The organism is Bordetella sp. H567 (assembly GCF_001704295.1).
Lineage (GTDB): Bacteria > Pseudomonadota > Gammaproteobacteria > Burkholderiales > Burkholderiaceae_B > Bordetella_C.
This window is the reverse complement of the sequence record NZ_CP012334.1, coordinates 3,455,586-3,471,735: the sequence shown is the minus strand read 5'-3', so window position 1 is coordinate 3,471,735 and position 16,150 is coordinate 3,455,586. Positions and strand designations below refer to the sequence as shown.

General features: G+C 67.1%; 16 protein-coding genes. 6 read left to right on the top strand and 10 right to left on the bottom strand.

Annotated elements, in window-relative coordinates; translation table 11 throughout:
- The first annotated feature begins 34 nt into the window (after nt 1-34).
- The 3 genes from AKI39_RS15565 to AKI39_RS15555 all read left to right on the top strand — a co-directional run bounded on the left by AKI39_RS15565 (nt 35) and on the right by AKI39_RS15555 (nt 2,669).
- Nucleotides 35-1,078 (top strand): ABC transporter permease subunit, encoded by a 1,044-nt coding sequence (locus tag AKI39_RS15565; RefSeq protein WP_443103633.1) that lies wholly within the window; start codon nt 35-37, stop codon nt 1,076-1,078.
- Nucleotides 1,075-1,860, top strand: coding sequence for an ABC transporter ATP-binding protein (locus AKI39_RS15560; protein ID WP_066637837.1), 786 nt, complete (start codon nt 1,075-1,077; stop codon nt 1,858-1,860). Before AKI39_RS15565 ends, AKI39_RS15560 begins: the two co-directional genes overlap by 4 nt.
- A 77-nt stretch (nt 1,861-1,937) precedes the next feature.
- Nucleotides 1,938-2,669, top strand: a complete 732-nt coding sequence (locus AKI39_RS15555; protein WP_066637834.1) for an ABC transporter ATP-binding protein — start codon at nt 1,938-1,940, stop codon at nt 2,667-2,669.
- A 39-nt stretch (nt 2,670-2,708) separates the two neighbouring features.
- Here AKI39_RS15555 and AKI39_RS15550 read toward each other — a convergent pair whose 3' ends face one another.
- Nucleotides 2,709-4,001, bottom strand: a complete 1,293-nt coding sequence (locus AKI39_RS15550) for an Nramp family divalent metal transporter (RefSeq protein ID WP_066637831.1) — start codon at nt 3,999-4,001, stop codon at nt 2,709-2,711.
- Nucleotides 4,002-4,310: 309 nt separating this feature from the next.
- The gene (locus tag AKI39_RS15545; protein WP_066637828.1) at nt 4,311-4,736 is read right to left on the bottom strand and encodes an OsmC family protein; all 426 of its coding nucleotides are present in this window, start codon (nt 4,734-4,736) and stop codon (nt 4,311-4,313) included.
- Between the two features lie 164 nt (nt 4,737-4,900).
- On the opposite strand from AKI39_RS15545, the gene AKI39_RS15540 reads away from it, so the two are divergent.
- Complete coding sequence (locus AKI39_RS15540; RefSeq protein ID WP_066637826.1) at nt 4,901-6,013, top strand: NADH:flavin oxidoreductase/NADH oxidase; 1,113 nt, start codon at nt 4,901-4,903, stop codon at nt 6,011-6,013.
- Between the two features lie 15 nt (nt 6,014-6,028).
- Here the strand turns inward: AKI39_RS15540 and dut are convergent, their stop codons facing one another.
- The 7 genes from dut to AKI39_RS15505 form a co-directional block, all read right to left on the bottom strand.
- Nucleotides 6,029-6,478 (bottom strand): dUTP diphosphatase, encoded by a 450-nt coding sequence (gene dut / locus AKI39_RS15535; protein WP_066643095.1) that lies wholly within the window; start codon nt 6,476-6,478, stop codon nt 6,029-6,031.
- A gap of 53 nt (nt 6,479-6,531) precedes the next feature.
- Nucleotides 6,532-7,080 carry a hypothetical protein gene (locus AKI39_RS15530; RefSeq protein WP_066637824.1) on the bottom strand — a complete coding sequence of 183 codons (549 nt, stop codon included), beginning with the start codon at nt 7,078-7,080 and terminating at the stop codon, nt 6,532-6,534.
- An 8-nt stretch (nt 7,081-7,088) separates the two neighbouring features.
- Nucleotides 7,089-7,730 (bottom strand): DedA family protein, encoded by a 642-nt coding sequence (locus AKI39_RS15525; protein ID WP_066637820.1) that lies wholly within the window; start codon nt 7,728-7,730, stop codon nt 7,089-7,091.
- A 167-nt stretch (nt 7,731-7,897) separates the two neighbouring features.
- The gene (coaBC, locus tag AKI39_RS15520; RefSeq protein ID WP_066637817.1) at nt 7,898-9,094 is read right to left on the bottom strand and encodes a bifunctional phosphopantothenoylcysteine decarboxylase/phosphopantothenate--cysteine ligase CoaBC; all 1,197 of its coding nucleotides are present in this window, start codon (nt 9,092-9,094) and stop codon (nt 7,898-7,900) included.
- Nucleotides 9,095-9,136: 42 nt separating this feature from the next.
- Nucleotides 9,137-9,667, bottom strand: a complete 531-nt coding sequence (gene lspA, locus AKI39_RS15515; protein ID WP_066637814.1) for a signal peptidase II — start codon at nt 9,665-9,667, stop codon at nt 9,137-9,139.
- Complete coding sequence (gene ileS, locus AKI39_RS15510) at nt 9,660-12,521, bottom strand: isoleucine--tRNA ligase (RefSeq protein ID WP_066637812.1); 2,862 nt, start codon at nt 12,519-12,521, stop codon at nt 9,660-9,662. Before ileS ends, lspA begins: the two co-directional genes overlap by 8 nt.
- Complete coding sequence (locus AKI39_RS15505) at nt 12,511-13,479, bottom strand: bifunctional riboflavin kinase/FAD synthetase (protein ID WP_066637810.1); 969 nt, start codon at nt 13,477-13,479, stop codon at nt 12,511-12,513. The genes ileS and AKI39_RS15505 overlap by 11 nt, the downstream gene beginning before the upstream one ends.
- 121 nt (nt 13,480-13,600) lie before the next feature.
- On the opposite strand from AKI39_RS15505, the gene purN reads away from it, so the two are divergent.
- Together purN and AKI39_RS15495 are read left to right on the top strand one after the other, a co-directional pair.
- The gene (gene purN, locus AKI39_RS15500; protein WP_083228876.1) at nt 13,601-14,215 is read left to right on the top strand and encodes a phosphoribosylglycinamide formyltransferase; all 615 of its coding nucleotides are present in this window, start codon (nt 13,601-13,603) and stop codon (nt 14,213-14,215) included.
- Between the two features lie 165 nt (nt 14,216-14,380).
- Nucleotides 14,381-15,751: an RsmB/NOP family class I SAM-dependent RNA methyltransferase gene (locus tag AKI39_RS15495; protein WP_066643092.1), complete on the top strand. Its 1,371-nt coding sequence runs from the start codon at nt 14,381-14,383 to the stop codon at nt 15,749-15,751.
- On the opposite strand, the gene AKI39_RS15490 is transcribed toward AKI39_RS15495, so the two are convergent.
- Complete coding sequence (locus tag AKI39_RS15490; protein WP_066637806.1) at nt 15,726-16,145, bottom strand: hypothetical protein; 420 nt, start codon at nt 16,143-16,145, stop codon at nt 15,726-15,728. The genes AKI39_RS15495 and AKI39_RS15490 overlap by 26 nt on opposite strands.
- Nucleotides 16,146-16,150 lie beyond the last annotated feature (5 nt).

Genomic DNA, 16,150 nt, shown 5'->3' with positions numbered 1-16,150 from the left:
TGCTACGCGCGGCCGCATCTCGCCTGCTGCATGGATGGGGGTGGCAGGGGTGGCCGTGGCCTTGGCTGTCCTGCCCTTCGTATTGGGCATGGCCGGCCAAAGCTGGGTTCGCATCCTCAATTTCGCGCTGCTGTATGTGATGCTTTCCCTGGGCCTGAATATCGTCGTCGGTTTCGCCGGCCTGCTGGACCTGGGATATATCGCCTTCTACGCGGTCGGCGCCTATGCCTGGGCCTTGCTCGCCTCGCCGCATTTCAACCTGCACCTGCCATTCTGGGCCATCCTGCCGATCAGCGTCGGGCTGGCCTGCCTGTTCGGCGTATTGCTGGGCGCACCCACCCTCAGGTTGCGCGGCGATTACCTTGCCATCGTCACCTTGGGCTTCGGCGAAATCATTCGCGTATTCCTCAACAACCTGAACGCGCCGATCAACATCACGAACGGGCCCCAGGGCGTCAATCGCATCGATCCAGTCCGCGTGGCGGGGTTCGCGTTCAACCGCACCGAAACCCTGTTCGGGATACGTTTCACCGGGCCGGAGAAGTACTACTACCTGCTGCTGCTGTTGACGCTGCTGATCATGTTCGTGTGCCTGCGCCTGCAGAACTCGCGCATTGGCCGCGCGTGGGAGGCCATACGGGAAGACGAAGTCGCGGCCAAAGCCATGGGCATCAACACACGCAACGTCAAACTGTTGGCCTTCGCGATGGGAGCGTCCTTCGGCGGGGTGGCTGGCGCGCTGTTTGCATCCATGCAGGGTTTCGTCAGCCCGGAAAGCTTCAGCCTGACCGAGTCCATTTCGGTGCTGTGCATGGTGGTCCTGGGCGGGATGGGCCATATTCCCGGCGTCATCCTCGGCGCCGTCATCCTGGCGGTGTTCCCCGAATTCCTGCGCGCCGTCATCGTGCCCGCGCAGGAAGCCATCTTCGGCGGCATCGTGGTCGATCCCGAAGCCATCCGCATGCTGCTGTTTGGCCTGGCCATGGTGTGCGTCATGCTTTTCCGGCCCGCTGGCTTGTGGCCGTCATCGGTGCGCAAGCGTGAATTGAGCCGTTCGTCGGAAGGAGGCCAGGCATGAACGCGACTTTGCTCGAAGCCCGCGGTTTAGGCAAACGGTTCGGCGGCCTGCAGGCGCTGTCGGATGTCAGTTTCGATATCCGGAGCGGCGAAATCTACGGGCTGATCGGCCCGAACGGCGCCGGCAAGACGACCTTGTTCAACGTCCTGACCGGCCTGTACGTGCCGGAGGCAGGGCAATGCGTCTTCGCCGGCGAAAACCTGGTGGGCGCGAAGCCACACGAGATCGCCGCGCTGGGCATGGCGCGCACTTTCCAGAACATTCGCCTGTTCGCGAACCTGACCGCATTGGAAAACGTCATGATCGGCCGCCATGTGCGCACGCGGGCCGGCCTGGTCGGTGCCGTGCTGCGCAACCGCCGCACGCGTGCCGAGGAGGCCGCGATCGAGGCACGTGCGCATGCCTTGCTGGAATACACAGGCATCGCGGCGCGCGCCAACGACATCGCCAAATCCTTGTCCTACGGCGATCAGCGACGCCTTGAAATCGCGCGGGCATTGGCCACCGAACCCCGTCTGCTGGCGCTGGATGAACCGGCCGCCGGTATGAACGCTTCCGAAACCGTGGTGCTGCGTCGCCTGATCGAAAAAATCCGCACCGACGGCGTCACCGTGCTTTTGATAGAACACGATATGAAATTGGTAATGGGTTTGTGCGATCGCGTCCTCGTACTGGAATACGGCAAGGTCCTGGCCATGGGCAAGCCCGCCGACGTACAGCGCGATCCCAAGGTGATCGAGGCGTACCTGGGCGTCGGCGCGGCACAGGAGGCGGCGGCATGAGCGCGACCGCACGGCCGCCCGAAGGGCGCGCGCCCTCCCTCGGGGAGGCAGTCGCGCAGCGACAGGAGGGTACATCAGTGAGCGAGACGCCTTTGCTGGAGCTGCGCGATCTGCAGGTCGCCTATGGCGGCATCCGCGCGGTGCGCGGTGTCAATCTTGCGGTGAACCGCGGCGAATTGGTGTGCCTGATCGGGGCCAATGGCGCGGGCAAGAGTTCGACGGTGCGCGCGATCTGCGGCCTCATCCCCCCTGCTGGGGGCCAGATCCTCTATCAGGGCGCTTCCATCCACGGACGCCGGTCCCACGAACTGGTCCGTGAAGGACTGGTCATGGTGCCCGAAGGCCGCGGCATTTTCGGCCACCTGACCATCGAGGAAAACCTGGCGATGGGTGCCTATGTCCGGCGTGATGCCGCGGGTATCCGCGCCGATATGGAAAGCGTCTTCGAGCAGTTCCCGCGGCTGGCGGAACGGCGCAAGCAGGCGGCCGGCACACTGTCCGGCGGCGAACAGCAAATGGTGGCGCTCGGGCGCGCGATGATCGCCCGTCCGACCTTGCTGCTGCTCGACGAACCCTCGATGGGACTGGCGCCGCTGATGGTGGAGAAGGTGTTCGAAGTCATCTCCGGCATCGCCGCGGACGGCGTCACGATTCTGCTGATCGAGCAGAACGCGCGTCTGGCGCTGGAGTACAGCAAGCGCGGCTATGTCATGGAATCGGGTGAACTGATCCTGTCTGGTCCGGCCAGGACCTTGCTGACCGATCCCAAGGTTCGTGCCGCCTATCTGGGTGAGCTCGAAACCGCGTAGCGAGGCCGACCCCGAGCCCGCGGTGCGGGACTGGCATCGTCACCCCTGCAGCGCCTGGACGAGCAGAAGATAGCCGTCCAGCATGATGATGCCGGTCGTCGCCCCGATGGCCAGGACCCGCCAGGTGCCGCGCAATACGAAGACGCCCATGACATCGCGGCGTACGGCCAACATGACCAAAGGCACCAGTGCGAAGGGCAGGGCCAGGCTCAGGATGACCTGGCTCAGCACCAACAGCTGGTCCGGTTCCTGGCCGCCGGTGTAGGCCAGCATCGCCGAGGCCGCGGCGCCCGCGATGGCTCGCGTGACCAGCGCTCGTCTGCGATCCGACCACCCGCCCGTGCTGAATCCTTTCGACAGCACCTTGCCAGCCAGGATGCCGGTGATGGTGGAGCTTTGCCCGGCGGCGTACAGCGCCACGGCGAAGACGATGGCCGCGCCCACGCCCAGCGTCTTGCCGATGACGGCGTGGGCCTGGTCCAGGCTCGTCACCGCCAGCCCCGCCCCGGACAAGGATGCGGCGGCGACTATCATGATCGCGGCATTGATCAGGGTGGCAATCCCCAGCGAGAACATCGTATCGCTGCGCGCCACGCGCATCGCCACGCTGCGCATCGCCACAGGCAGGCCGCGGGCCCGCTGGGCCAGTTCGCCGGACTGCAGGTAGAGGTTGTGCGGCATCAGCGTAGCGCCCACGACGCCCAGCGCGATCAGGAAACCTTCGGGCGCACGCAGCGCGCTCGCGGGCCGGGCGGCGTCTTGCGCCACTGCCGCCCACTCGGGACGGGCCTGGAAGAGCAAATACACGAATGATACGGAGACGATGGCCAACAGCAGGCCGATGATCCGCTCGTGGCGCTGGGCGTTGTCGCGTGCGAACAGCAACACGGCATAGGTGCCGGCGCCCGTCATGGCGACGCCGACCATCAACGGTATGCTGAAGAGCAGGCGCAGCGCGATGGCCCCGCCGATGAGTTCCGCCAGCGCGGTGGCCAGGATGGCCGCTTCTCCCGCCAGCCATGCGGCGCGGGCGAGCGGGCGTGGCAAGTGGCGCACGGTCAGCGCGGCCAGATCCTGTCCCGTCGCCAGCGCCAGCCGCGACACCAGGACCTGGAACCCCAGGGCCAGGAACGCCGCGAGAAATACCACCATCAGCAGCTGATAACCGAAGCGGCTGCCTCCCGCGATGTCGGTGGCCCAGTTGCCAGGATCGATATATCCCACGGCAACGAGCAGCCCGGAGCCGATCAGGCGGCGCAGGCCCGCCGGCATCCTGCCATCGGCCTGGAGGGCAGCCTTGCCGCCCGAGATCGCGAAAATCAGCTCGCTCATGGTGTTTTTCCTTATGAGAATGGTTCTTATTGTCGTGACGGATGGGCTGCGGGTCAAATAAATTGATATTCCGAACTTGTTAGAATTTTTCTATCGAAAGGAAACCACGCCGGGATGGGATGGCTTCCATGGCGCGGGGGCTTTGCGGCGCCGCCCGTATCGCCATGGCGGCCGTGAGCGCACGGGGTGTGCCCGGATGACAGGCGCTGGGCCGGGACGGCTGCCTGGCCCGGCCCGTCGGTTCGCGGGACGGGGCGCGGGATGCCGGGCAGCGGCGTGTCGGCGCCCGGCATGCACCCGGACTATGTCTCAGGACGCCAGGCGCGCGTCCATCGTGATGGCAGCGTTCAACACCTTGGAAACCGGGCATCCTGCCTTGGCCTTGTTGGCCGCTTCCTCGAAGGCACGCGCATCCGCGCCCGGTATCTTCGCCACCACGGTCAAATGCACGGCGGTAATGGCGAATCCGCCTTCCGCCTTGTCCAGCGTGACCGCGGCTTCCGTCTGGATGCTGTCGGCCGTCATGCCGGCCTCGCCCAGGATATTCGATAGCGCCATGGAGAAGCAGCCGGCATGCGCCGCGCCCAGGAGTTCCTCCGGATTCGTCCCCTTCGCGTCGCCGAAACGGGTATTGAAACCGTAGGGCGCGTCGGACAGCGCGCCGCTATCGGTTGAGATCGTCCCCGTGCCGGACTTGAGATCGCCTTTCCATACTGCTGATGCTTTTCGCTTCATGCTCGTACTCCTTGACGGGTGGGTATTCAGAAACCGCCATGCATGGCTGCATGGTCTTTCCGATCATAGATCCGCGCCGCTGCCCGGGCCCCTAGTAGGGGGATTCAGGGGCATGCCCGCGCCCCTGCGGTATAACGGCCGGGTTCCTTTCGTACGGAGTTCGCATGGCCACGCTGTTTTCTTCCATTTCCCTCGGGCGGCTGCCGCTCGCCAACCGCATCGTCATCGCCCCCATGTGCGAATACTCGGCCGAGGAAGGCAAGGCGACGGATTGGCACATGATTCACCTGGGACATCTCGCCTTGTCCGGCGCCGGCTTGCTGTTTACCGAAGCCACGGCTGTCGAGCCCGGCGGCCGCATCACGCCAGCCGATCTCGGCCTGTGGGACGACGAGACCGAAGCCTCCATTGCAAAGGTCATGAAGGCCATCCGCCGCTATTCCACCATCCATATGGGAATGCAGCTGGCGCACGCCGGCCGCAAGGCATCCAGCCACACCCCCTGGGAAGGCGGCAACCAGATTCCATCCACGCAAGGGGGATGGATATGCGATGCGCCTTCGGCGGTTGCGTACAAGGAAGGCGAAGAAGCGCCTCACGCCCTGGACCGGGCCGGCCTGGACCGCGTCCGCACAGCCTTTGCGCAAGCGGCCCGTCGCGCCGACCGGCTCGGTTTCGATACCGTCCAGGTGCATGCCGCGCACGGCTATCTGCTGCACCAGTTTCTGTCGCCGCTCGCCAATCGCCGCACGGACGAATATGGCGGCAGCCTCGAAAACCGCATGCGTTTCCCGCTGGAGGTGTTCGATGCCGTCCGCGAGGCCTTCGATGCCGACAAGCCCGTGGGCATACGCGTCTCGGCCACCGATTGGGTGGACGGCGGATGGGACCTGGAGCAGACCGTGGCGTTCGCGCGAGCCTTGAAGGCGCGTGGCTGCGACTACATCGATGTGTCGTCGGGGGGCTTGTCGCCGGCCCAGAAGATTGCTCTTGCGCCGGGCTATCAGGTGCCGTTCGCCGAACGCGTCAAACGCGATACCGGCTTGCCGACCATGGCGGTCGGGCTGATCACCGAGCCCGAACAGGCTGACCAGATCATTGCCCAGGGCAAGGCGGACATGGTATCGCTGGCCCGGGGGATGCTTTACAACCCGCGTTGGCCCTGGCACGCCGCGGCGCAGTTGGGCCAGCACGTGCACGCGCCCAAGCAATATTGGCGTTCGCAGCCCCGCGACCTGAAGGAGCTGTTTCTGGACGCGCGCTTCGGCCAGCGCTAAGGGCGCGGGCGCGGCCTAGCCGCGCCCCGTGCTGCCGAAGCCGCCGGCGCCGCGGTCGGATGTCGGGAAATCGGCCACGACTTCGAAGGCCACTTGTGCCACCGGCACGATGACCATTTGCGCCAGCCGGTCCATGGGGTGCAGGGTGAAGGTGGTATCGCCGCGGTTCCACGTCGACACCATCAACTGGCCCTGGTAATCGGAATCGATCAGGCCGACCAGGTTGCCCAGTACGATGCCGTGCTTGTGCCCGAGGCCCGAGCGCGGCAGGATCATCGCGGCGTAGCCGGGGTCACCGATGTGGATGGCCAAGCCGGTGGGCACCAGGGCGGTGGCGCCCGGGTCCAGGGTCAGCGGGCTTTCCAGGCAGGCGCGCAGGTCCAGGCCGGCGGCGCCGGGCGTGGCGTAGGCGGGCAGGAATTCGCGCATGCGGTCATCGAGTATCTTCAGGGCTACGGATTTCATCGTATCGGGATAGAAAGGCAAGGCCGCCCAACAGGCGCGGACGGCAGGGAGATTCAGCGGCCGGATTTGCCCGGTCCGTTCTGCGATATGGTGGTCAGCGGTGGCAGGCGCGCGAGCGCTTGGTCTGCCCGTGTACGCTGGCTGCGTGCCGCTCGCCAGAGCAGGCCGGCGAAAATCGCCAGGAACGCGACCGGCACCAGGTCGTGTGGGTCGAAACCGGGTTGACGCAGGGCATCGAAGAGCATGCGGACCGCTTGCCAGGCAATGGCCAGCGCGACGAGGGTCACGGCCACCGCACCCCTGCGCCGGGTGGTCCGTGCGGCCAACGTGGCGTCGGCGCCCTGTGCGTCCTTGCGCGGCGGCGTGCCAGCCGGAGCGCCGCGGGCGTCCGCGGCGGTGCCACGGCCCCGGTTGGCGCCCGGGTTGCGGACGGCCGGCGACGTGTCGCGCACCACTTCTCCGGGCGAGGGCGGCGGCAACGGCGCCGCCGCGCCGTCCCGCGTCTTGCCCACCACCTGGCCGGGCGCGGCCTGGCCGCGGTTGATCAATTTTTCGACATAACGGACGTAGTCGCCGTCTTTCGGTTCACCATCGATGGCCATGCGGACTCCTAGCGCCGCGCACGGCGCGCCGCCGCGGAGACGCGCCGCTTGCGCAGCACCATGTACAACAGCCAGACGCCCATCACGATGGAAAAACCGGTGCCAACCACCATGCCGATATGGCTGGCGCCGGAGATATCGTCCATGTTGCGTACGGTCAGGTAGCCGGGCGCCAGCATGGCGGGCATCCAGAGGGCAGCGGACAGGACGTTGGCCGCCTGGAACCGGGCGTGGCTCATCCCCATGACGCCGGCGACGGTCGGAATGGTGCTGCGTATGGGCCCCATGAATCGTCCGGCCAGCACGGACGCGAAACCGTAGCGCGAAAAGAACAGGCGGGCACGCGCGACCGCGGGGCGATGCTTGCTGAGCGGCCAGCGCCGCAGCACGCGCGGGCCCACGCCCCGTCCCAGCCAATACGACAGCGCGTCGCCAATGATGGCGCCGGCCATGCCCCAGAGCAGGATCGTGCCGCCGTCCAGCGACCCGCTGCCCACCAGGCCGCCGGTGATGAGCATTAGCGCCGTGGCGGGCACGAACAGCCCGATGATCACCAGGGATTCCGCCATGGTGAGCAGGGCGGTGACGGGACCCGCCCAATCCTGGTTGGTTTCGATGAAGCTTCGTATCTGGTCGACGAATTGGTCCATGCCAGGCCCCGCCATTCGGATGCGGTATCTTACCTTGTGAGCCGCACGCCGCGCGGGGCGGCGCCGCGCGGTCGCGGCAAGGAAATACACGCAGACAAGAGACCCTGACGCATGTCGTAATGGGCGGCATCTTCCAGACAGCGTCCGAGCAAGCGGAATAGGACGGTTCAGCCCGGCAGCCGGGCGGCGATTTCGGCGACCAGGCGGCGTGCCGCGTCCAGTTTATTGGCGGGCGGCAGCGGGTGGGCCCCGTGTTCGTCGAACAGCACGAGTTCGGTGTCATCGACGTCCATCACCCGGTGCGCCAGGTTGCCGACCAGCAGCGGGATACCCTTGCGGCGGCGCTTGGCCTCCGCGTGCCTGGCCAGGTCCTCGGTCTCCGCCGCGAAACCCACGCACCAGGGGCCGTCGGTCATTGCGGCGACGCCGGCCAGGATATCCGGGTTGGTCTCGAATTCGAGTACGGGGGCGCCGCCGCCGGACTCGTCCTTTTTCATCTTCTGTTCGCTGGCGTTCTTCACGCGCCAATCGGCGACGGCGGCCACGGCGATGAATACGTCGGCCTGTCGCGCCTGCGCCATCACGGCGGCGTGCATCTGCAGGGCGGTCTGCACCGGATGGACCTCCACGCCGCGCGGCGCGGGCAGGGCGGTGGGCCCGCTGACCAGGGTGACCCGTGCGCCGGCCTCGCGCGCGGCGCGCGCGATCGCGTAGCCCGTCTTGCCCGAGGACCGGTTGCTGATGACGCGCACCGGATCGATGGGTTCCACGGTAGGCCCGGCGGTCAGCAGCACATGCTTGCCCGCCAGTGTCTTGGGTTGGAAGAACGCGATGACATCGGCCAGGATTTCATGGGGTTCGATCATGCGCCCGTCGCCGATTTCCCCGCAGGCCTGATCGCCCGCGGCCGGGCCGAGGATTTCGATGCCGTCCTCGCGCAGTTGCGCGGCGTTGCGCTGGGTGGCGCGGTTGGCCCACATTTCGCGGTTCATCGCGGGCACGATGAGCAGCGGACAGGCACGTGCCAGGCACAGGGTGGATAGCAGGTCATTGGCCATGCCGTGCGCCAGCTTGGCGATGAAGTCGGCGCTGCATGGCGCGACCAGCACGGCATCCGCGCCACGGGTCAGGTCGATGTGCGCCATGTTGTTGTCGAACCGCGCATCCCATTCGCTGACGTAGACGGGGCGGCCCGAGAGCGCCTGCATGGTCACCGGCGTGATGAAGTGCGTCGCGGCCTCGGTCATGACGACATCGACGGACGCGCCCTGTTCGGTGAGCCGGCGCACCAGCTCGGCGATTTTGTAGCAGGCGATGCCACCCGACATGCCTAGGACGATACGTTTGCGGGCGAGATCGAGCATGGAGTAACCGCGGCGAGGAAAGATCCGCCCATTATGCGCCGACTAGCGCGGTTTGCGCATCCGCAGCATTTCGTCCAGGACCAGCAGGACGGCGCCGCACGTGATGGCGACATCGGCCAGATTGAAGGCCGGGTAGTACCAGTCCTTCCAGTAGAAAAGCAGGAAATCGACGACGTGCCCATAGGCCACGCGATCGATCACATTGCCCACCGCGCCGCCCATGATCAGCGCCAGGGCGAGCGCGAAGCGGGGCTGCGCGCGGCGTCCCTGGCGCGCCAGGATTGCCGTGATGACGGCGGCCGCGGCGATGCCCAGCGCGGTGAAGAACCAACGCTGCCACCCGGCTTCCGTGGCCAGGAAGCTGAATGCCGCGCCGCGGTTGTAGACCAGGGTGAAGTCGAACACCGGCAGTACGTTGACGCGCTGGCCGAAGCTGAAGCGGGCGTTGAAGTACAGCTTGGCCGCCTGGTCCAGGACGATGACGGCCGCCGCCAGCGAGAGCCAGAACGCCAGCCCGCGGCCTTGCGGCGGCCGCGTCGCGGCGGCGGACAGCTGATGGCCGGCGTCAAGCATGGCTGCGTGCCTCGCCGGCGCCGAACAGGTTGCTGACGCAGCGACCGCAGATTTCGGGGTGTTCCGGATCCGCGCCGATGTCCGCGCGCCAGTGCCAGCAGCGTTCGCATTTCTTGTGCGACGACGGCGCGATCGCGATTTGCAGTTCGCCCGTGCCGGCATGCACCGTCGCGCGCGAGACGATCAGCACGAAGCGCAGGTCGTCGCCCAGGGCCTGCAGCGCGGCGAGGTCGTCGCCGGACGCGGTGATATCGATTTCGGCCTGCAGCGACGAACCAATGCCACCGGCGCTGCGCACTTCTTCCAGCTTGCGCATCACTTCCGCGCGGATCGTGCGCAGCCGGTTCCATCGCGCGGGCAGCGGATCGCTGTCCGCCAGCGGCGGCAGGGCCTGGAAGACCTCGGCGAAGACCGTGGCCCGCGACGCGTCGGCCTGGTGCTTGAGCGCCGTGCCGGTCAATTCCTTCCAGGCTTCTTCCGCGGTAAAGGACAGCACCGGCGCCATCAGCTTCACCAGGGTCTGCGTGATATCCAACAGCGTGCTCTGCGCGGACCGGCGCGCCACGCTGGACGCGCCTGTCGTGTACAGGCGATCCTTCAGGATATCCAGGTAGAAGGCGCCCAGGTCTTCGGAGCAGAAGTTCTGCAGCCGCGATACCGCCGGATGGAAGTCGTACTTCTCGTAGTGGGCCAGCACTTCCTGGTGCATCTGCGCCGTCATGGCCAGTGCGTAGCGGTCGATTTCCAGGCGCTGCGCGTAGGGCACCGCCATCGAGACCGCGTCGAAGTCCGCCAGGTTGGCCAACAGGAAGCGCAGGGTGTTGCGGATGCGGCGATAGCTCTCGACGACCCGCTTCAGGATCTCGTCGGAGATCGACAACTCACCCGAGTAGTCGGTCGACGCCACCCACAGACGCAGGATTTCCGCGCCCAGGGAGTCCGACACTTTTTGCGGCGCGATGACATTGCCCACCGATTTGCTCATCTTGCGGCCCTGGCCGTCGACGACGAAGCCGTGCGTGAGCAATGCGTTGTAGGGCGCGCGGCCGTAAAGCATGCAACCGGTCAGCAGCGAGGAGTGGAACCAGCCCCGATGCTGGTCGGAGCCCTCCAGGTATAGATCCGCCGGCCAGGCCAGTTCTTCGCCGTGCGAGCCCGATTGCGTGGCGTCCTTGCCGCCCAGTACCGTGAAGTGGGTGGTGCCGGAATCGAACCACACATCCAGCGTGTCGCGGCTTTTCTCATACATGTCCGCTTCGTTGCCCAGCAATTCACGCGGGTCCAGGGATTGCCAGGTTTCGATGCCGCCCTGTTCGACGCGCTGCGCGACCTGTTCCAGCAGCTCGACGGTGCGCGGGTGCAGCGTGCCCGTTTCCTTGTGCACGAAGAAAGCCATCGGTACGCCCCACTGGCGCTGGCGCGACAGGGTCCAGTCCGGGCGGTTGGCGATCATCGCGTGCAGGCGCGCGCGGCCCCAGGCAGGGTAGAACCGCGTGGCGTCGATGCCGGCCAGCGCGGCTTCGCGCAGGGTCGGGCCGCCGTCGCGCGGCGCGATGTCCATGCCGGCGAACCACTGGTTGGTGGCGCGGTAAATGATCGGGGTCTTGTGGCGCCAGCAGTGCATGTAGCTGTGCTTGTGCTTTTCGCCATGCAGCAACGTGCCCGCCTCGCGCAGGGTCTCGACGATTTTCGGATTGGCATCCCAGACGCTCAGGCCGCCGAACAGCGGCAGCGTGGAGGCAAATCGCCCGTCGCCCATCACGGGGCTGAGCATGTCGGCGTCGGCCAGGCCATGCGCCTTGCAGGAGACGAAGTCCTCGATGCCGTAGGCCGGCGCGGAATGCACGACGCCCGTGCCGGTATCCAGGGTGACGTAATCGCCCAGGTAGATCGGCGAAAGGCGGTCATACCCGGCATCCACCCGCGCCAGCGGATGATGGAAGGTCAGCCCGGCCAGGGCTTCCCCCCGCGTGGTGGCGACGACTTCGCCTTCCAGCTCCCATTGCTTCAGACAGGACTCCACGCGTTCGGCCGCCAACAGCAGCAGGGAGCCGGTGGGCCGCGCGGGCGATACGCGCACCAGCGCGTACTCGATCTCCGGATGCAGGTTCAGCGCCTGGTTGGAGGGTATCGTCCACGGCGTCGTCGTCCAGATGACGATGGCGCCGTCATCCACCGATGACAGGCCGAATGCGCGCGCCACGCCCGCCTTGTCCGCGAACGGGAAGGCCACGTCAACGGCCGGGTCGACGCGGTCGGCGTATTCGACTTCGGCCTCGGCCAGCGCCGAGCCGCAGTCGAAGCACCAGTTCACCGGCTTCAGGCCGCGGAAGACATAGCCTTTTTCCATGATGCGCGCCAGCGCGCGGATCTCGTTGGCCTCGTTGCGGAAGGCCATCGTCATATAGGGGCGGTCCCATTGGCCCAGCACGCCCAGGCGCTTGAAGTCCTTTTTCTGCCGCTCGATCTGCTCGTGGGCATAGGCGCGGGCCTTGGACTGCATTTCCGCGACGGGCAGGTTCTTGCCGAATTTCTTTTCGATCTGGATTTCGATCGGCATGCCGTGGCAATCCCAGCCCGGCACGTAGTGCGCGTCGTAGCCGGCCATGTTCCGGCTTTTCAGGATGATGTCCTTCAGGATCTTGTTGACCGCGTGGCCGATGTGAATATCGCCGTTCGCATAGGGCGGCCCGTCATGCAGGACGAAGCGCGGCCGGCCTTTGCTGGCGGCGCGGATGGCCTGGTAGACGTGGTTTTCCTCCCATTCGGCAACCCACGCGGGCTCGCGCTTCGCAAGGTCGCCCCGCATCGGAAAGGAGGTGTCGGGCAGGTTGAGCGTCTTTTTATAGTCCATGAACGGCAAAATAGGCGCGCGCGTTTCGCGCGTCTTCGGCGATGGCGGCAGTCAGGGAAGGGAGGTCGCGGAACTTTTCTTCGTCCCGCAGCTGTTGCAGGAATTCGATCCGCACGAGTTTACCGTATGCGTCCAGGGCGGCGGCATCCAGCACATGGGCTTCCAGCAGCACCTGGCCGTGGTCCTCCACGGTGGGGCGCACCCCCAAGCTGGCGACCGCGGGTAGCGGCGACGCGCCCAGGCCATGCACCCGCACGACGTAAATGCCGGACCGGGCCGCGCAGCGCGGTGTGACGCGTACGTTCAGCGTCGGGAATCCCAGTGTGCGGCCCAGCTTGCGGCCGTGCACGACGTGCCCGCTGAGGTGATAGGGATGGCCGAGCAGGTCCTGCGCGCGCGCCAGATCGCCTACGGCCAGGGCCGTGCGGACTTCGGAGCTGGAGATGCGGTGGCCGTGCGCGTCGGTGACGTCGTCCAGCGTTTCGACGTCGAAACCATGCAGCTTGCCGGCGTCGCGCAGCAGGGTGATATCGCCGCTGCGCTTGTGGCCGAAGCGGAAATCCGGGCCGACCAGGATCCATCGCGCGCCCAGGCCGCGCACCAGCAGCCGTTCGATAAAGGTCTCGGGTGACATTTCCGCCAGGCGCGCATTGAAGCGTTCGACCATCACCTGCTCCACGCCGAAACGCGCCAGGGCATCCAGCTTGTCGCGCAGGCCGGTGATACGGGTGGGCGCCAGTTCGGGACGATGGTTCAACGCCGCGAAATATTCGCGCGGATGCGGTTCGAAGGTCATCACCGCCGGCGTCAGGCCACGGTCCACGGCCGCGGCGCGCACGCGCGCCAGCATGGCCTGGTGTCCGCGGTGCACCCCGTCGAAGTTGCCGATTGTCAGGGCGCAGGGCCGGCGGGCGCCGAGCGGGGGGAGGGAGCGGAAGATATGCAGCGCGGGTTTCACGAACGAGAGTTTACAATTTTGCCCGCGCCTGCTCTTTATTTCCTCTGGAACCTATACCTTGGCAGCTTTATCCCCGGGCCGTCGGCGGCTCGTCATCCTCATTTCCGGCCGTGGCAGCAATATGCAGGCCCTGGTCCAGGCCTGCCGGCAAGAGCACTGGCCGGCCGACATTTCCGCGGTCATCGCCAGCCGGCCCGATGCGCCCGGCCTGCAGTGGGCGCGCGAGGCCGGCATCCCGGCGGCGTCCGTCCATCACCGCGAGTTCGCCGGCCGCGAGGCGTTCGACGCGGCGCTGGCCGACGAGATCGACCGGTATCGGCCGGATTACGTCATCCTGGCCGGATTCATGCGGGTACTCACGCCCGGGTTCGTCAACCGCTACGCGGATCGCCTCGTCAATATCCATCCTTCGCTGCTGCCGGCGTTTCCGGGCCTGCACACCCATGGCCAGGCGCTGGCCACCGGGGTCCAGGTGCATGGCTGCACGGTGCATTTCGTCACGCCCCTGGTCGACCACGGGCCCATCATCGCGCAAGCCTGCGTGCCCGTGCTGCCTGGCGATACGCCGGAAAGCCTGGCCGAGCGCGTGCTGGTGATGGAACACTGCGTCTTTCCCGCGGCGGTGCGCTGGCTCGCGGAAGGCCGTGTCAGCCTGGGGGCGGACCATCGCGTGCAGGTCCAGGGCGATCCAGCCCGCCTGTATATGTGGTCCGCGGACGGCATCCGCGCAACATAAACCAATTTTTTTATCGACGGACGTCCCGTCCGTCAGGGAATCGACATGAAGAAACCGCAACGCGCAGGCGCAAGATCCATGGCGCCGCGCGCCGGCGAGGCGGATCGCCCGCGGCCGTCGTTTGCCGCCGTCCGGCTGGGCCAGGTCCAGCAGGTACTGGGCGAAATGCTGCAATGGGCGTATCCCGCCGATGGCGTCCTGACGCATTGGCTGCGCGCCCACCCGGCGCTGGGCGGCCGCGACCGCGCGGAAGTATCCGAAGCCGCTTACGATGTACTGCGCAATCTGCGGCGCTATCGCCGCTTCGCGGAAACCGGCGTCGGCGCGTCCGCCCGGAGGCTCGCCATCCTGGGTTTGTCCGCCACGCTGGGGCGGGACGCGCTGCGCGATGCCCTGACGCCGGAAGAAAACGATTGGCTCGACCATATCCTGCGCATCGATCCGGCCACGCTGCCGCGTGCCGTGCGCGCCAGCCTGCCGGACTGGCTGGACGAGCGCCTGGGGGCGTTCGAGGACGCTGACGCCCTGGTCGACGCCTTGAATCGTCCGGCGCCGCTGGACCTTCGCGTCAACCCTCTGAAGGCGGACCGCGACGCCGTGCTGCGCGGCTTGAACGACGGGCCGGCCGCGCGGTACCAGCCGCGCGCGATGCCGTTTTCGCCCTGGGGCATACGGCTCGCCGGACGTCCGCCGGTGAATCGCTGGCCGCAGTTCGAGGCGGGCGAAATCGAGGTGCAGGACGAAGGCAGCCAGTTGCTGGCCCTGCTCGTGGCGCCGCGGCGCGGCGAAATGATTATCGATTTTTGCGCGGGCGCGGGGGGCAAGACCTTGCTGCTGGGCGCCCTGATGCGGTCCACGGGCCGTCTGTATGCCTTCGATGTGTCCGCGGCGCGCCTGGCGCGGGCCAAGCCCCGTTTCGCCCGCAGCGGGCTGTCCAATGTGGTGCCGGTGGTCATCGACAGCGAAAACGACACCCGGGTCAAGCGGCTGGCCGGCAAGGCGCAGCGGGTACTGGTGGATGCCCCTTGCAGTGGTATCGGCACCCTGCGGCGCAATCCGGACTTGAAATGGCGGCAGCACCCGGATGCGCTGCAGGAACTCGGGCTTCTGCAGACCCGGATCCTGGCCGCCGCGGCCCGTTGCGTCGCGCCCGGCGGGCGGCTGGTCTACGCCACCTGCAGCCTGCTGGCCGAGGAAAACGAGGCGCAGGCCGAAATCTTCCTGGCCTCGCATCCCGAATTCGAGCGCTTGGACGCAGCCGCGCTGATCGGCGCGCGCTGCGAGGGCCTGAACCTGCAGGGCCCCTATATGCAGTTGCGGCCCGACGTGCACGGTACGGACGGCTTCTTCGCCGCCGTGTTCGAGCGCCGCAAGGGCGGGGCAGCGAGTGAACAGGCCACGGCCGAGGCCGAGGGCGAGTCGGCGGCGGCCGGCCTGCCCGCCGAAGCGATCGCACCGGCGCGGGCGGACGCGGACCTGGACCTGGAGCCGGAGTCCCGGCAGTCGCCGCTCAGCGATCCGTCGGCCGGCGGGTAAGGGTCGCGCTGCCCTGTACGGAGCGCGTGCCCAAGTCGCGCGCCTGGAAGAAGATCTCCCAGGAGAAACTGTCCCGCCCCGCTTCGGTGCCCGCATGGTAGAGCACCCGCGTCACCGGCACCTGGACGTGCCGGCACTTGGCCGACTGGCTGGCTTGCCCGGTGGTCGTGTTGATCACCAGCTTGCCCAAGGTGGGGCGGGCCTTGACGACCACGGGCGGCGCGCGCATCGCCCGGCAGTCCGATTCCTGGATTTCGTAGTATTCCGCCAGGACCACCGTACTGCTGGTCCCGACCGTCCAGGACAAGCGCTGGGGCGCTTCGTCCGCTCGGACGGCGGGGGCCGGAAAGGCCAGCAGGGCGGCCGCCACTGTGGCGGAAAAGAAACGCGGCACGCCGG